At 63.4% G+C, this 15,395-nt stretch carries 17 protein-coding genes; 9 read left to right on the forward strand and 8 right to left on the reverse strand.

The features are described 5' to 3' along the window. Positions 1-15: 15 nt before the first annotated feature. Positions 16-405 carry a tautomerase family protein gene (locus GSQ90_RS22365; RefSeq protein ID WP_158817088.1) on the reverse strand — a complete coding sequence of 130 codons (390 nt, stop codon included), beginning with the start codon at positions 403-405 and terminating at the stop codon, positions 16-18. A 125-nt stretch (positions 406-530) separates the two neighbouring features. Here GSQ90_RS22365 and GSQ90_RS22370 point away from each other — a divergent pair, with 125 nt between their 5' ends. After that, positions 531-1,478 carry a LysR substrate-binding domain-containing protein gene (locus GSQ90_RS22370; protein ID WP_158817089.1) on the forward strand — a complete coding sequence of 316 codons (948 nt, stop codon included), beginning with the start codon at positions 531-533 and terminating at the stop codon, positions 1,476-1,478. A gap of 10 nt (positions 1,479-1,488) precedes the next feature. Here GSQ90_RS22370 and GSQ90_RS22375 read toward each other — a convergent pair whose 3' ends face one another. After that, complete coding sequence (locus GSQ90_RS22375; protein ID WP_158817090.1) at positions 1,489-2,277, reverse strand: helix-turn-helix domain-containing protein; 789 nt, start codon at positions 2,275-2,277, stop codon at positions 1,489-1,491. Between the two features lie 121 nt (positions 2,278-2,398). Between GSQ90_RS22375 and GSQ90_RS22380 the strand changes: the two genes are divergently transcribed. Then, positions 2,399-2,761, forward strand: a complete 363-nt coding sequence (locus tag GSQ90_RS22380) for a nuclear transport factor 2 family protein (RefSeq protein WP_158817091.1) — start codon at positions 2,399-2,401, stop codon at positions 2,759-2,761. A gap of 45 nt (positions 2,762-2,806) precedes the next feature. Here GSQ90_RS22380 and GSQ90_RS22385 read toward each other — a convergent pair whose 3' ends face one another. Continuing rightward, positions 2,807-4,918 (reverse strand): S9 family peptidase, encoded by a 2,112-nt coding sequence (locus GSQ90_RS22385; RefSeq protein ID WP_158817092.1) that lies wholly within the window; start codon positions 4,916-4,918, stop codon positions 2,807-2,809. A 145-nt stretch (positions 4,919-5,063) separates the two neighbouring features. Between GSQ90_RS22385 and GSQ90_RS22390 the strand changes: the two genes are divergently transcribed. Beyond that, positions 5,064-5,927, forward strand: coding sequence for a C40 family peptidase (locus GSQ90_RS22390; RefSeq protein WP_158817093.1), 864 nt, complete (start codon positions 5,064-5,066; stop codon positions 5,925-5,927). 184 nt (positions 5,928-6,111) lie between these two features. On the opposite strand, the gene dksA is transcribed toward GSQ90_RS22390, so the two are convergent. Then, positions 6,112-6,534, reverse strand: coding sequence for an RNA polymerase-binding protein DksA (dksA, locus tag GSQ90_RS22395; RefSeq protein WP_371418431.1), 423 nt, complete (start codon positions 6,532-6,534; stop codon positions 6,112-6,114). A gap of 349 nt (positions 6,535-6,883) precedes the next feature. Here dksA and GSQ90_RS22400 point away from each other — a divergent pair, with 349 nt between their 5' ends. Continuing rightward, complete coding sequence (locus GSQ90_RS22400) at positions 6,884-7,372, forward strand: hypothetical protein (RefSeq protein WP_158817094.1); 489 nt, start codon at positions 6,884-6,886, stop codon at positions 7,370-7,372. Between the two features lie 30 nt (positions 7,373-7,402). Next, entirely contained in the window at positions 7,403-7,810 is a 408-nt protein-coding gene (locus tag GSQ90_RS22405) for a hypothetical protein (RefSeq protein WP_158817095.1), read from the forward strand. Positions 7,811-7,876: 66 nt separating this feature from the next. Here the strand turns inward: GSQ90_RS22405 and GSQ90_RS22410 are convergent, their stop codons facing one another. Beyond that, complete coding sequence (locus GSQ90_RS22410) at positions 7,877-8,818, reverse strand: LysR family transcriptional regulator (protein WP_158817096.1); 942 nt, start codon at positions 8,816-8,818, stop codon at positions 7,877-7,879. A gap of 164 nt (positions 8,819-8,982) precedes the next feature. Here GSQ90_RS22410 and GSQ90_RS22415 point away from each other — a divergent pair, with 164 nt between their 5' ends. Further along, entirely contained in the window at positions 8,983-9,222 is a 240-nt protein-coding gene (locus GSQ90_RS22415; RefSeq protein WP_158817097.1) for a hypothetical protein, read from the forward strand. 263 nt (positions 9,223-9,485) lie between these two features. Here GSQ90_RS22415 and mutT read toward each other — a convergent pair whose 3' ends face one another. From mutT to GSQ90_RS22430, 3 genes are all read right to left on the reverse strand, one after another. Further along, on the reverse strand, positions 9,486-9,893 hold the full coding sequence (gene mutT / locus GSQ90_RS22420; protein ID WP_246731720.1) for an 8-oxo-dGTP diphosphatase MutT: 408 nt from the start codon (positions 9,891-9,893) through the stop codon (positions 9,486-9,488). A gap of 427 nt (positions 9,894-10,320) precedes the next feature. Continuing rightward, positions 10,321-11,568, reverse strand: coding sequence for a bifunctional glutamate N-acetyltransferase/amino-acid acetyltransferase ArgJ (gene argJ / locus GSQ90_RS22425; RefSeq protein ID WP_158817099.1), 1,248 nt, complete (start codon positions 11,566-11,568; stop codon positions 10,321-10,323). 67 nt (positions 11,569-11,635) lie between these two features. Continuing rightward, complete coding sequence (locus GSQ90_RS22430) at positions 11,636-12,538, reverse strand: peptidylprolyl isomerase (protein ID WP_158817100.1); 903 nt, start codon at positions 12,536-12,538, stop codon at positions 11,636-11,638. A 229-nt stretch (positions 12,539-12,767) separates the two neighbouring features. Here GSQ90_RS22430 and GSQ90_RS22435 point away from each other — a divergent pair, with 229 nt between their 5' ends. The 3 genes from GSQ90_RS22435 (at position 12,768) to rpsA (ending at position 15,353) form a co-directional block, all read left to right on the forward strand. Next, a complete protein-coding gene (locus GSQ90_RS22435) occupies positions 12,768-13,085 on the forward strand; it encodes a hypothetical protein (RefSeq protein WP_158817101.1) in 318 nt (105 codons plus the stop codon). 106 nt (positions 13,086-13,191) lie between these two features. After that, on the forward strand, positions 13,192-13,353 hold the full coding sequence (locus GSQ90_RS22440; protein WP_158817102.1) for a hypothetical protein: 162 nt from the start codon (positions 13,192-13,194) through the stop codon (positions 13,351-13,353). Between the two features lie 242 nt (positions 13,354-13,595). After that, positions 13,596-15,353, forward strand: a complete 1,758-nt coding sequence (gene rpsA / locus GSQ90_RS22445; RefSeq protein WP_158817103.1) for a 30S ribosomal protein S1 — start codon at positions 13,596-13,598, stop codon at positions 15,351-15,353. Positions 15,354-15,395: the final 42 nt, after the last annotated feature.

Consider the following 15,395-nt stretch of genomic DNA (forward strand, 5'->3'; position numbering starts at 1 on the left):
CTTCTGTCCATGGGTTCAAGCGGCCTTGAACGTCCAGGCGTCGCCGCCGCTGAAGGACCAGTCTTCTGGGCTTGTCGTGGCGATGATGACCATGACATCCTCAGGCCGGATCCCGGGCGTTTCGGCCAGTAGCGTCACGAGGCGCTTGTAGAAGGCCTGCTTGACTGGCGTCGTGCGCGGCCGCCCGGCGGTGATCTCGAACAGCACGAAATCATCCGAGCGCGGGCCGCCAAGATAGCGCCGATCAAAAACCAACTCGCCCGGCTCATGTTGGCGGATCGCCTGGAAGCGGTCGTCGGGCGGCACATCGAAGGCCTCGACCAGAGCCCGGTGCAGGCCGTCGGAAAGCGCCTTGAGATATTCGGGCGACTTGCCCTTGAGCAAGGAGATGCGGGTGAAAGGCATAGGATGGGCTTCCGTCGAATGCGCTCGAAGCGCGATGGACTTGACGTTGCCGATATAGCGCCGCATCTTCATCCATAAAATCAGAAAATATAGAACGCATAGTTCCAAAAATATGGATGATTGGCATGCGGCGGGTGACATTCGATCTCGATGTGCTGCGCAGTTTCGCCACCGGCATGGACCTTGGCAGCTTCGCCAGGGCGGCCGACCGGCTCGGCCGCTCGACCTCGGCCGTGAGCGCTCAGCTCAAAAAGCTGGAGGCGCAGGCGGGCACGCCGATCTTTCGTAAGGTCGGGCGCGGCCTCGCATTGACCGAAGCGGGCGAAACCATGCTCGCCTATGCGCGCCGTCTCATCGACCTCAACGACGAAGCGGCGGCCGCGATTCATGGCGTCGAACTTGAGGGCTGGGTGCGGCTTGGCCTTCAGGAAGACTTTAGCGAAGCATTGCTGCCCGAAGTGCTGGGGCGGTTCACGCGCGCCCATCCCAAAGTGCGTATCGAGGCGCGGGTCGCGCGCAATGCGGAATTGATCGAGCGGGTGATTGCAGGTCGCCTCGACCTCGCGCTCGCCTGGAGCGATGGCGCGCTCACGTCCCATAGCGAGCGCGTGGCGGAAACGCCGATGTGCTGGGTCGGGTCGGCGGCGCCGCGCGAAGCCTGGAAGGCGTCGAGCGGCGAGCCCTTGCCGCTGGCGGCTTTGGAGGCGCCGTGTCTGTTGCGGACGGCCGCGACCAACGCTTTGGACCGCGCTGGCATCGCCTGGCGGCTCGCCTTCGTCAGCCCGAGCCTCGGGGGCTTGTGGGCGGCGGCTGCTGCTGGGCTTGGCGTCACCGTGCGAACGTCGATCGGCCTCCCCGCCAGCGTGCGTCCTCTTGCGCGGGGAGAGAGCGGACTGCCGGCATTGCCCTCGCTGGGCCTTGTCTTGCATCGCGCCGAGGCGGAGCCTGGCCCCGCCGCCGCCCGCCTCGCCGCGATCATGTTGCAAGCGGTGCGCGACGCCGTGCCGGAGTTTCACAGCCTTCCCGCCGATGTCGCAGGCGCCGGCGCGGCGGCGCTGGTCCAGGCGGGCTGAGGAATTATTCTCAGCTTGCGATAAGCCGCCGCAATGCCTCGGCCGTCGCCGCGTCGGCGGGCAAGAAGGTCTCCAGCGCGAGTTCCGACAGCGTCGGATCGAGCGGCGCGCCGAACATCATTGTCGCGCTAAGCAGGGAGAGAACGCCATGCTCGGTGCGAAATTGCAGAGGCGCCGCGATCGTCGACACATCACGCGCAGGGGCCCGTAAGCCGCCATGCGGATAGGCCGTCAGTTCGGCGAGCAAATCGGACAGGATCGGGTCGGCCGTTTCGGCAAATTGCCGGCGCAAGCGGAACAGCAAATGGTCGCGCCATTCCGGCAGATTGGCGATGCGCGGCGCAAGGCCTTGAGGGTGCAGGCTCAGGCGCAGCACATTCACCGGAGGTTTGAGCAGATCATACGCCGCGCCGACCATCAGCGGCGCGATCGCCCGATTGGCCGAGATCAGATTCCAGTGGCGATCGATCGCCAGCGCGGGATAGGGCTCGTGGGCGGTGAGCAATGCCTCGATCGCCTCGCGCGCCGGGCGCAAAGCGGGATCGTCAAGCGTGCGTTCCTGGAAGATCGGCGCGAATCCCGCCGCCAGCAGCAGAGCGTTGCGCTGGCGCAGCGGCACGTCGAGGCTTTCGGCCAGATGCAGAATCATGTCCCGGCTCGGCGCCGCGCGTCCCGTTTCGATGAAACTGAGATGACGCGTTGAGATTTCGGCCTCGCACGCCAGATCAAGCTGGCTCAGGCGGCGACGCTGGCGCCAGTGACGGACCTGTTCTCCGATGGGAAGCGTGTGTGTTTGCATGGACCGAGAATAGCTGGCGCGATCGCGGCCCGCCATTACCTCAAGCGTAATCGACGCGCCGCGGCCGCTCGCTCAGGATTGGGCATGCCGGGATGAGCCGGCGAACCCAAAGGAGCCGCCAATGACCGACGCCGCGAAAATTGCCGAACGTTACATCGATCTGTGGAACGAGACGGACCCGCAGAACCGCAGGAAGCTGATCGCCTCGGCCTGGACCGAAGACGCTATTTACGTGGATCCCCTGATGAAGGGGCACGGGCATTCCGAGATCGACGCGCTGATCGGCGCCGTGCACGAACGTTTCCCTGGCCACCGCTTTGCGCTTGCGAGTGCGCCTGACGGCCATGGCGACAGGCTGCGGTTTTCCTGGACGCTCGGCGTTCCTGCCGCCGAACCGATCGCCGGCGGCACCGATTTCGGAATTGTCGCCGCGGATGGGCGGCTGAAAAGCATCAGCGGATTTCTCGATCAGGTCAAAGCGTAAGAATGCGGACGCGAAACCCTTCTCCCGATTCTCGGGAGAAGGACTCTAGGCGCTCCCTACGCGCGTCAGCGCAAAGGAATAGGCCAGCGCGATATCTTCGAGTTGATCGAAACGTCCGGAGGCGCCGGCGTGCCCGGCGTCCATATTCGTCTTGAGGATGATCGGGCCGCCCCCGGTCATGACGGCGCGCAGCCTGGCGACCCATTTGGCCGGCTCCCAATAAGTGACGCGCGGATCGGTCAGACCCGCCAAAGCGAGAATGGCGGGATAATCCTGGCGCTGGACATTGTCATAGGGAGAATAGCCCCGGATCGTGTCGAAGGCGGTGCGATCGAGAATCGGATTGCCCCATTCCAGCCATTCGGGCGGCGTCAGCGGCAGGTCGGCGTCGAGCATCGTATTGAGGACATCGACAAAGGGCACGTCGGCGATGATCGCGGCGTAAAGCTGCGGCGCCGCATTGGCGATGGCCCCCATCAGCATCCCGCCGGCGCTGCCGCCATGCGCGACGACGCGGTCCCCGGCGCCAAAACCATGCGCGACCAGATGTTTCGTCGCGGCGATGAAATCGCCGAACGTATTGGCCTTGCGCGCTAGCTTGCCCTCTTCATACCAGCGCCAGCCTTTGTCCGTGCCCCCGCGAATATGGGCGATCGCATAGACAAAGCCGCGATCGACAAGCGACAGGCGGTTGGTGGAAAAGGACGCGTCGATCACCTGGCCATAGGCGCCATAGCCGTAGACCAAGAGCGGCGCCGTTCCGTCGATCGGCGTCTCGCGTCGATGCAGGATCGAAATCGGCACGCTCTCGCCGTCCGGCGCAAGGGCGAAAATCCGCCGCGTGACATAGGCCGAAGCGTCGAAGTCCTTCGGCGCCATCTGCTTCTTGCGCAACATGCGCTGGCGCAGCGCCATATCGTAGTCGTAAGTCTCCCTCGGGCAACTCATCGACGAAAAGCCGAAGCGAAAGATCGGCGTATCGAATTCGAAGACGGGCTCGAAGCCGAGAAAGTAGGTTTCGGCGTCGAAGGCGATCGCATGTTCCTCGCCCGTGGCCAGTTCATGCACGATGATGCGCGGCGCGCCATTCTCGCGCTCCAGCCGGGCGAGAAAGTTCTTGAACAAGGCTGTGGCGACGATCAGGCGGCCTGGCCGATGCGGAATGAACTCGCGCCAGTTTTCCATGCCTGGCGCGTCTTTGGACGCGGCGACGATTTTGAAATCTTGGGCGCCGCCGGCATTGGCGCGGATGAAAAAAACATCGCCATGGTCCATCACGTCATAACGCAGGCCGGGCTGGCGCGCGGCGATCAATCGCGGCGCCAAGGCTGGATGATCGAGGTCGACGACATGCGCCTCGGAGGCGTCGTGGCCATGCACCGAGATGATCGCCAGGGCGCCAAGGCGCGTCGCTGCTATATTGATGAACCAGGCGGGATCGGCTTCCTCATAGACCTCAACGTCGTCGCTGGCCGGCGTCCCGATCCGATGCAGCAGCACGCGGCAGGGTCGGTGATTTTCGTCGAGGCTGACGTAAAGAAAACCGCGCGAGTCGCGCGTCCATACGACATGGCCCGTGCAATTGCCGACGATGTCGTCGAGATCGACCGCCTTGTCGATGTCCCTGACATAGAGCGTGAAAATCTCCGAACCCTTCTCGTCCGCGCTCCAGGCGACCTTGCTATGGTCGGGAGAATGGCGCGCATCGAGGAACTGGAAGAACGCCTTGCCGGCCGCGCGGGCGTCGCCGTCGAGCAGGATGGTTTCCTTGCCTCCTTCGCGCGGCTTTCGGCAGAAGATCTTGTGCTGCCCGCCATGACGAAAGCGCGCGTAATAGGCGAACGGGCCGTCGGGTTGGGGAACCTCGCTATCGTCTTCCTTCAAACGCGCGCGCATCTCGCGCGCCAATTGGCGCTGGAGGGTCTTGGCGGGACCGAGCGCACGCTCGGCATAGGCGTTCTCCGCCTTCAGGAGATCGTGGATGGCGGGGGGCAGCGCGCTGGGGTCGCGCAGCACTTCGCGCCAGTTATGCGCCCTGATCCAGGCATAGTCGTCGATCCATCGAACGCCATGGGCGGACCGGGTCTCGGGAAATTTTGTCGCCGAGGGCGGAATAATCGCGGCGAGGGGTTTGGCAAGAGGTTTGGATAGCGTCATCGTCTCTTCGGTCAGGCTTTCTCAAAGCAGATGGGAATGTAGCCCATGCGATGGCTTGAACTTCACCGCGCCGCATCGGCGTCAATTCCATCGTAACCGAAAAGCCCATAGACTGGACAGGTCTTGCGCTGAATCAGGCCCCTGCATGTCCAGTTCCGATGTTTTGTCCGAAAACAAGCCCCTCGACCGGCGCCTGACCCCGGCGCGCCCCGATCTTGCCGCCGCCGGGCTTCGCGGCAGGGTTGAAGCCGCGCGGTTTGTCGAAGGCTGGCGCCGGCGCGTCATTGCCGGCGCCGCGCCCTTGCGGCGCACGCCGTCGCATGACGCATCGCTGGACACCGAGGCGCTCTATGGCGAGAGCGTCATCGTCTATGAGGAGCGCGACGGCTGGGCCTGGGCGCAACTGGAGCGCGACGATTACGTCGGCTATCTCCCCGCCGACGCGCTTGGCGTTCCGGGCGAGCCGACCCATCGCCTCGCCGTGCCGCGCAGCTTCGCCTATCCCGGGCCGAGCATCAAATTGCCGCCGGTTCTCGCGCTTTCGCTAGGCGCGCGTCTGGCGATCACGGGGTATGCCGGCGACTTTGCGATCAACGCCGAAGGCCTGCATGTTTACTTCAGCCACCTCGCGCCACTTGCCGCCGCGGCGCCCGATTTCGTCGCCGTCGCGGAGCGCTTTGTGGAAGCTCCCTATTTGTGGGGCGGCCGCACTTCGCAAGGGATCGATTGTTCCGCCCTTGCGCAAACCGCGCTCGTCGAAGCCGGATTCACCGCGCCGCGCGATAGCGACATGATCGAAGCCTCGGTCGGCGCGCCCGTCGCCTTTGATGGAGGCCTAGCCAATCTCCGGCGCGGCGATCTTATCTTCTGGAAGGGGCATGTCGGAATCATGCGCGACGCTGAAACGCTGTTGCACGCCAACGGCTATCATATGCGCGTGGTGAGCGAACCGCTGCGCGTCGCCAGAGACCGGAACAAGGAGCCGATCACGTCGATTCGCAGGCTGTGATCAGGAATTGCGCGATTGCTCCGACAGACCCGGTCATTGCGAGCGGAGCGAAGCAATCCAGAGGTCGAGACGGTTGCTAACCAAGACTCCGCAACCCGGACCGCCGCGAACATTGGGCAAAGGTCACGATCGCTGGATTGCTTCGCTCCGCTCGCAATGACGAGAGAGGCGTCCGCTTCCAACATCAATCGTCGCGATAAATCTTCTCGCGGCGCTCGTGGCGTTCCTGGGCTTCGACCGACAGCGTCGCAATGGGACGCGCGTCGAGGCGGCGCAGGGAGATGGGCTCGCCCGTCTCCTCGCAATAGCCGTAAGTGCCGTCGTCGAGCCGTCCAAGGGCGCTTTCGATCTTGGAGATCAGCTTGCGCTGCCGGTCGCGTGCGCGCAGTTCGATCGCGCGGTCGGTTTCCGATGAAGCACGATCGGCGATGTCAGGATGATTTTCGCTTTCGCTTTGCAACGCCGCCAGCGTGTCGCGGCTTTCGCGAAGAATGCCTTCTTTCCAATCCACCAACTTGCGCCGGAAATAATCCTTTTGGCGCTCATTCATGAAGGGCTCATTATCCGACGGTTTGTAACCGTCCTTGATCACCCCGGCCAGGCCCATGCGCGAGAATCTCCCATTGGTTCGGCGCCCTTATAGCGACCCGTTCATTGCCTCACAATGACAATACGCGCGTGGGGCAGGGCAATCGGTTGAAAAAAATTGGGAATCGGACCCCCGGCCCCAGCGTCGCCCATTTCGGAGCGGCCCCGCCAAGAGCTCGGAGGCTCGGGGCAATCGCCCGCCGTTCCTGAATTTCCCTCAACACCAAATGTAATAAATACAGGATTTTCATTTACGGCTGCCGTCAATAATTTTCCGGCGCGCATTCAGGTTGAGATCGCGCCAGTTCCGTCGTCAACGCTCCGGGCGAGCATTGCCAAAGACGAAACTGCATTCCGGAGATCGTCGAATGTTGGCCATAAACGTTGAATCGCAACTGGACGCGGGTGATCGGACGCACTCGCGACGGAGGATCGAGACGATCCTGGCGACCTGGGATTTGCTTTCTTGGAACGAATTGCTCGCGGACGATATCATCCTCTCGCTCCGACTGGGCGCATTGAACGACAGCCGGCCCGACGAAAGTCGCGAATTCACCTGCGATCTCCAGGAGAGCGGGCGACCGCAAGTCAAGCGCATGCTGAAGGGCGCCTGCGGCGACTTCAGAAAGAACCTGTCAGTCGCCATCGAGGTCATTTGGGGAGACAGCGTCATTCTGCTGGGCAATTTGGGTCTGCCGGGAGCGCACGACGCGTTTGAATCAACGCCGGTCGCGATCACCATGACCTTCAATTCCGAAGGCCAAATCCGGCAGATGACAATTGCCGGATTCGACTTGCCGGCGTTGACGGACGCGATTCGAAGCGTCGGACAGGTCCGCGTCGCCTACAATTCCTGACACGAATAGGCCCCGAGGGAGTTGCGTCCGATGAACATTCGTTCGAAGCGGTCTTTCGCGCGCGCGCCCGCCGCGGCATTCGCCCTCGCCGTCTCGATGATCGGAATGGGCGAGCTCGCGGCTTGGGCGCAGCCGCAACCCACCTTGTTCGAGCGCCTGTTTGGTCGTCACGATGATGTCGCCCCGCCGCGCTCGGCGGCCGATTTTTTTGAAACGCCGAAGTCGAAGCCGCGAGTCAAGCGCCACAAGTCCGAGCCGGCGCCGGTCGCCCGATCGACAACAGCTCCGAGCGATAACAAGGCGCCGTCGCCCAACACACCGGGCGCCAAGGCGCCTCCCGCGCCGTCGTCGGGGACCGCAGCGGTCGCGCTGGACGCCGCGCCGCCAAAAGCCTCCGCGTCCAAGGTCAATGATGTACCGGTCGCGCCGCTTGAATAGCGGCTGCGCAAGCGGTCGCGGAGCCGCGTCGCGCCGCCGGACCCTGTGCGATCCCGAGCGTCGCACTCAATCCGCCGTGAAGGGATTCTCGACCAGGCACTTCGCCGGCGCCGCGCCGTTGGCGGCGCGGATCATGTCAATGAAGGCGCGCAGCGCGGCCGGGACCTGGCGGTGGCTGGGATAATACAGGAACAGTCCTTCGAAGGACGGAGACCAATCCTCCAGCACGCGGATCAACTGTCCCGAGCGCAAGAACGGTTCGACGTAAGCTTCGATCGTATAGGCGATCCCTAGCCCGTCGACCGCCGCGCGGACGGCCAAATCCGGAACGTCGACCATCACCTGGCCGTCCACGGAAATCTTCCGCGACTTGCCGTTCTGCTCGAACGGCCATTCGAACACGACGCCATCGCCGCCTCGTCGATATTGCACGCAGCTATGACGCGTGAGATCGTCTGGGGCGCGCGGCTCGGGGCGTTGCGCGAAGTAGGAAGGCGCGCCAACCACGGCCACTTTCATCGGTCCCATCACCCGAACAACAATCATATCGGCCTGCGCCCGGTCGCGCGGTCCGATGCCGGCGTCGAACGCCATTGCCACGATATCGAGCGGCGCCTCACCCAACTGCAGCTCAAGACGAACCTCCGGATAGGTCGATAGGAAGCGGCGCCAGACCGGCGTCACCACGGCCGCCGCGGCCATATGGCTCGCATAGATGCGCAGGTTGCCGAAGGGTCGGCCTCGCTCCTGGTTCAGGTCCTCCAGCGCGCCGACGACCTGATCGATCGCCGGCCGCAGTCGCTCCAGCAACCGCAGGCCGGCGTCGGTCAGCGATACGCTATGCGTCGTGCGGTTCAGCAACCGCACTCCGAGGCGCTCCTCGAGTTGCCGCATCGTATGACTGAGGGCCGAGGGCGTGACGCTGAGCCGCGATGCGGCCGCCCGAAAGCTAAGGCGATCGGCGATGGCGATGAACGCGGTCAGATCGTCAAAGTCGCCGCGACGCATTGCTGAATCTCCCTCAACAGGCAATGCACGAGATATAGGATTAAAACCATTTCCGCGCAGACCTATCTCGAATCTCATGCAGCGGATTATCGCTATCCAAAGCGCCCCGCCGGCCGAAGATTGGCTATCGCGGCAATGCAACGATGAATGAGAGAGGAAACAACATGCGTAACATTCTCGTGTTTGGAGCGGCGGTCGTCGCTCTCACCTTTGGCGCTTCCAGCGTCTACGCTAACGGCCCGCTGTTTTCGCCCTATGAGGTGCTCACCTTTCACCCGGCGGAGCAGGCTCAGCCAGCGGAGATTCCGGAAGGGCGCGCCGCGTACACGGGCGGCGAACGAGGCTGCTATCCCGCTCGCGTGCGGATTCACCACGTTTGGCGCAACGTGCAGGTTTGCGAGTAAACAGGAATAAGCGAGACTTGGAATAAGCGAGACTTGGGATAAGCGAGACTTGGGATGCGGCCTGACGGGCCGCATCCGGCAAACTGCTGCTCCCTTCGCTCATCCCCTGTTCGTCATCGGTCAATCGCGCTTTCGCGGCCGATTACGCACACGACGATCTGTGGGAAATCGTTCAGGCCCGCTTTGATCCGCATATCGCGCGCGTTGCGCTCGCTTCGATCGGGGACGCCGAGTTTGGGGCAGGCGCCGCGCTAATTATAGCCTCACCCGGGTCCCAGCAATTCGATCAACGGCGGGATCAGCGGCGCGTCGGCCGGCGGCATCGGATAGTTGCGCAGATCCTTCGCCCAGACCCATTTCAGCGCCTGCCCCTCGCGCGGCGTCACAAAGCCTTCCCAGCGGCGGCAGACATAGAGCGGCATCAGGAGATGGAAGTCGTCATAGGCGTGGCTCGCGAAAGTCAGCGGCGCGAGGCAGGCCAGCTTGACGACAATGCCAAGCTCTTCGGCGAGTTCGCGGATCAGCGCCTCTTCCGGACGCTCGCCCGCATCGATCTTGCCGCCGGGGAATTCCCAGAGATCGGCGAGCTGCTTGCCCTTCGGGCGCTGCGCGATCAGCACGCGGCCGTCGGAATCGATCAAGGCCGCGGCGACGACGAGGAGGAGCTTCAAGGGCGAGTCCTTTCGGAGCGGGGCCTGGGGCCGGCGCATGGCGGGCATCCGTCTCGCCATTCAGGTCATTTCGGGAATTTTGGCAAGCGCGCCAGAAGATTGCTATTTCTGAAAATAAGAATTCGTGATAATCTTCAGGCTCGTTGTCCGAAACGTTCTGTTCGTATTGGGAGTTGCTTTGAACGCTTGCGATCTCTTCCTTCGAAAGCCCTGTTTCGCGTCAAAAATCGCGATGTGGAAGCCGAAAGGGGGTCAAGCCGTTGATATCGCTGGTTTGGCGGAAGCCGGAACGCTTCCGGGCGGCTGAGAATCAAGGGGTTAGCCGAGGTTTTGACGCGCCGTTTTGGGTCTTTTGGAAGCCCGGGCTATTCCGCAGCCCTTCCATCGCCGGCCTCCGCCGCGCTTGCGGGCGGCCGGTCAGCCCACGCTACGACCGATAGTCGCCGTTGATCGCGACATATTCCTTCGTCAGATCGCAGGTCCAGACCTTCGCCGTCGCGCTGCCGACGCCGACATGGACCGTGATGTCGATCTTCGCCCGCTTCATATAGGCGGATGCTTCGGCCTCGCTGTAGGCGGGATCGCGCAGGCCGTTATGGGCGACGCGGATCTTGCCGAAATAGATGTCGAGCTTGTCCCGCTCGGCCTTCTCGCCGGCCTTGCCGACCGCCATGACGATGCGGCCCCAATTGGCGTCCTCGCCCGCCGCCGCCGTCTTGACCAAAGGCGAATTGGCGATCGACATCGCGATGCGCTTGGCGGCTTTGCGGGATTTCGCGCCCTCGACCTTGATCGCGATAAATTTGCGCGCGCCTTCGCCGTCGCAAACAACCTGATGGGCGAGGTCGAGCAGCACTTTGTCGAGCGCGCGCTTGAAGGCGCCGAGCCGCGGATCGTCGACCGCGGCGATCGCAGGCGCGCCATGCTTGGCCGCCGCGCCCGTGGCGAACAGCAATAGCGTGTCAGAGGTCGAAGTGTCGCTGTCGACGGTGATGCAATTGAACGAGCGGTCGACGGATTTCGCCAGCATCGCCTGCAGGGCGGGGGCGGCGATCGGCGCGTCGGTGAAGACGAAGGAGAGCATGGTCGCCATATCGGGCGCAATCATGCCGGCGCCTTTCGCCATGCCGGCGATGACGACGTCCCTATCGCCGAGCTTCACCGTCGCGGTGGCGACCTTGGGAAACGTATCTGTCGTCATGATGGCGCGCGCGGCGTCCATCATGCCGTCGGGCGCCGCTTTGGCGTTGAGTTCGCCAAGGACATTGGCGATCTTGGCGGGGTCGAGCGGTTCGCCGATCACGCCGGTCGAAGCCATGAAAATTTCGGACGCCGGGGCGCCTGTCGTTTTATGCACGGCCTCCGCGACATGGGCGACGGCGCTCGCGCCGATCCCGCCCGTGAAGGCGTTGGCGTTGCCGGAATTGACGACGAGCGCGCGCGCCTTGCCCTGGGCCAGATTCTGGCGGCACCAGTCGACCGGCGCTGACGGGCATTTGGAGCGTGTGAAAACGCCGGCCACTGTCGCCGGGGCATCGAACAAAGCGAGCATCACATCGGTGCGCCCGGCATAACGCACACCCGCTGCAATCGTCGCAAAGCGCACGCCTTCGACCGGCGGCAGAACAGGATATTTCTTGGGCGCGAGCGGCGACAGGGGAGCGGAGGCGGCCATGGCGAATCGTCCGGGCGTTGAGCGGTGGGACCGCGAAGAGAGCAGGGCGCCTTCTTCGCGGCGCGTGTTATGGCTTGGTCGCGTCGGCGGGCTTATCCGCCGGCTTGGCGGCGTCAGCAGGCGCGGCCGGGTCCGCCGGCTTGGCCTCGGGCTCGGTGCGCTCGATCTTCACGCCTTCGTGCAGCTTGACGATCAGATCGCTCTGCGCCTTCTGGACGACATAACGCGCCGCCTGATCCTTCACCTGCTCGAAGGGCGGGAAGGTCTTCATGCGCTTCTCCTCGACCTTGATGATGTGCCAGCCGAACTGGCTCTTCACGGGGTCGGAAACCTGGCCGGGCTCCATCTTGAACGCCGCGTCGGCGAATTCGGGCACCATCTTGTCCTTGGTGAACCAGCCAAGATCGCCGCCCTCGCTGCCGGGATCCTTGGAAAGCTCGGTCGCGACCTTGGCGAAATCCTCGCCGGCCTTGACGCGCGCGAGCGCCGCCTTGGCCTCTTCCTCGGTCGGCACGAGGATATGGCGCGCATGCACTTCGGGGACGGGCGGGTTGGATTTGGCGGCCTCGTCGTAAGCCTTGTGCTCGGCCTCGTCGGTGGCGGCCTTGGCCGCGACATCGGTCAGCAGCGCCTCCATGGCGAGCTTGTCGTGATAATAGGCCATGCGCCGGGCGAAGGCGTCGCCCGAATCCATCTTGTCTTCCGCGGCCTTCTTGGCGACGAGCTTCATATCGATGAGATAGTCGAGCGCATATTGCTGGCGCGCCGGCCCGTCGAGCTTTTGCGGCAGCCCGGGCCCGATATCCTCCAGGGCGTCGTTGACATCGTCTTCGGTGATGGGGGCGCCGTTGATTTTGGCGAGAACCTTGGGCTCCGCGCTGGCGACGCCGGCCGCAAAAAGAAAAGCGCCCAAACCCAGGGCGACGGCGCGGCCGCGCCGGACGAACGGCGCGTTGTGGAACAGGGTCATGAAAGCTCCTTTGGCCGGGCCGTTCCGGCAGGCCCGATCGGCTATGGATGTCGCGACGCGGCTATAAAGGGAAATTCGGGATTTTGCGAGAGGGGTCGCATGGCCGGCGGCTTAATTTCCGGCAAGGTGGGCGCAAATAGAGCGCACAGGACATCTGGCGCGCATTCCGGCGGCCCGGTAGGCTCCGTTTATCGGGGCGGGTTGACCGGATTGGGTCGGAGTTCTCGCGGTGCAAAAACGTGTTGATCATCTGTTCCGCATCTGGCCGAACCGCCGCGGGCGATGGGCCGTCGGAATGGTTTTGGCGGGCGCCTTGGTTCTGGCGGCGAGTTCTGTCGTCGCCGCGAGTTCTACCGATCTGTCGGCTTTCCTGGCCGCCTATCGATGCGATGTGGTTGAACGCCTGAAAATGATCCACGCCGATCGTGCGCCAAAGAGTCGCTACCTCGTGATCGGATTGCTGGGGGCGCAAAGGGGTTATGTGCAATGCTTGTTCGTCGAAGACGACCATAGGCTGCTATGCGAGGCCGAGTCTGGTTTTTTATGATCAGAAGCCTGACCAGGCGAGGCGGTTCCGCGTCACCCCGGAGGCTCTCGCCGCCCTTGCGAAACTTGGCTTCTCGACCGACGATTCCAAGGGGAATTATCAGCGCATGATCGATATCGCGAGCCCGGACGATTTTGGCGCCGTCGCTGACGTGATCCTCTCGGCGCTTTACGAGACTTATGGCGCGCGAACCGACTCGAAGATCGAGTGGCAGGCTCCGCTGGCGCCCGGCAGGGGAATATTTCTCGTCTGCGCGCCGGTGAGTTGACGGGATGCCGCGACATCGACGATGCGCATAATTCCCTTGCTGTCGATGGCCGTTATATCTATATGAGCGGCGCGTCCGGCTTCCCGGCCTGGCGCGACAAACCCTGCTCTCGTCGCCGGTCCAAGCGCCGGCCCGCCTCCTGGCGGTGATGATGTCGCCTCGCGCGGCTCTATCTGGCGACCGGGAGCGCCCTTTAACGCCAACCCGCCGGCGCCGCCCCATGGGGCTCTTTAGGAGAAAGAATGTCCGCTTCCACTGATACCTACGCGCCGTCGCGCGAGGATTTTTCCGCTTTATTGAATGAGACCTATGGCGAGGACGAGGCCTTTGAAGGGTCCGTCGTCAAGGGTCGGGTCGTCGCCATCGAAAAAGACATGGCGATCATCGATTGCGGTCTGAAGACCGAGGGGCGCGTCGCGCTCAAAGAATTCACCAATCACGGCCGCGATCCCGCGCCCGGCGTCGGCGACGAAGTCGAGGTCTATCTCGAGCGTATCGAAAACGCGCTCGGCGAGGCCGTCATCTCGCGCGACAAGGCGCGGCGCGAAGAGAGCTGGGTCAAGCTCGAACAGGCCTTCGAGAAGAACGAAAAGGTCGATGGCGTCATCTTCAATCAGGTCAAGGGCGGCTTCACCGTCGATCTTGACGGCGCCGTGGCGTTCCTGCCGCGCAGCCAGGTCGACATTCGCCCCGTGCGCGACGTCGCGCCGCTGATGAATGTGCCGCAGCCGTTCCAGATCCTGAAAATGGATCGCCGGCGCGGCAATATCGTCGTGTCCCGCCGCACCGTGCTCGAAGAGAGCCGCGCCGAGCAGCGTCACGAGATCGTCGCCAACCTCGCCGAAGGTCAGGTCATCGACGGCACCGTCAAAAACATCACCGATTACGGCGCGTTCGTGGATCTGGGCGGCATCGACGGCCTGCTGCATGTCACCGACATAGCCTGGCGCCGCGTCAACCATCCGACCGAAGTGCTCAGCATCGGTCAGACGGTCAAGGTCCGGATCATCAAGATCAACCATGAGACGCACCGCATTTCGCTCGGCATGAAGCAATTGCTCGAGGATCCCTGGGCGGCGATCGAGACCAAATATGCGCTGGGCATGCGTCTCAAGGGCCGCGTGACCAACATCACCGATTACGGCGCGTTCGTTGAACTGGAGCCGGGCATCGAGGGCCTCATCCACGTCTCCGAAATGTCCTGGACCAAGAAGAACGTCCATCCCGGCAAGATCATCGCGACAAGCCAGGAAGTCGACGTCCAGGTGCTCGAAGTCGATTCGGCCAAGCGCCGGATTTCGCTCGGCCTCAAGCAAACTCTGCAAAATCCGTGGGAGGCCTTCGCCGAGAAGCACCCGATCGGCTCCGAAGTCGAAGGCGAGGTCAAGAACAAGACGGAATTCGGTCTGTTCATCGGTCTCGACGGCGACGTCGACGGCATGGTCCATCTGTCCGATCTCGACTGGAACAAGCCGGGCGAGCAGGTGATCGAGGACTTCAAGAAGGGCGATATCGTGCGCGCCAAAGTGCTCGACGTCGACATGGAGAAGGAGCGCATCTCGCTCGGCGTCAAGCAGCTCGGAGGCGATCCTTTCGCCGCCAAGAAGCCCGCCGCGGCTGACGACGGCGCGGCCGACGCCAGCTCTGGCGAATTGCGCAAGGGTCTTGTCGTCACCTGCGAAGTGATCGAGGTCAAGGAAGGCGGCATCGAAGTCAAGATCGCCAATTCCGATCTGACCGCCTTCATCAAGCGTTCGGAACTGGCCCGCGACCGCGGCGATCAGCGCCCCGAGCGCTTCGCCGTTGGCGAAAAGGTCGATGCGCGCATCACGCAGTTCGACCGGCGCGCCCGCAAGATCGCCGTGTCGATCAAGGCGCTCGAAGTCGCCGAAGAGAAGGAAGCGATCGCCCAATACGGGTCGGCCGATTCCGGCGCTTCGCTGGGCGACATTCTGGGCGCCGCCCTGAAGGCGCGCGACAAGGGCGCCAAGAAGGACTAATCAGCCTTCGACCGATTTGTGAGATAAGGCCCGTGCGGAATG

This window comes from Methylocapsa sp. S129 (assembly GCF_009765995.1).
In the GTDB taxonomy this organism is placed as follows: Bacteria; Pseudomonadota; Alphaproteobacteria; order Rhizobiales; family Beijerinckiaceae; genus Roseiarcus.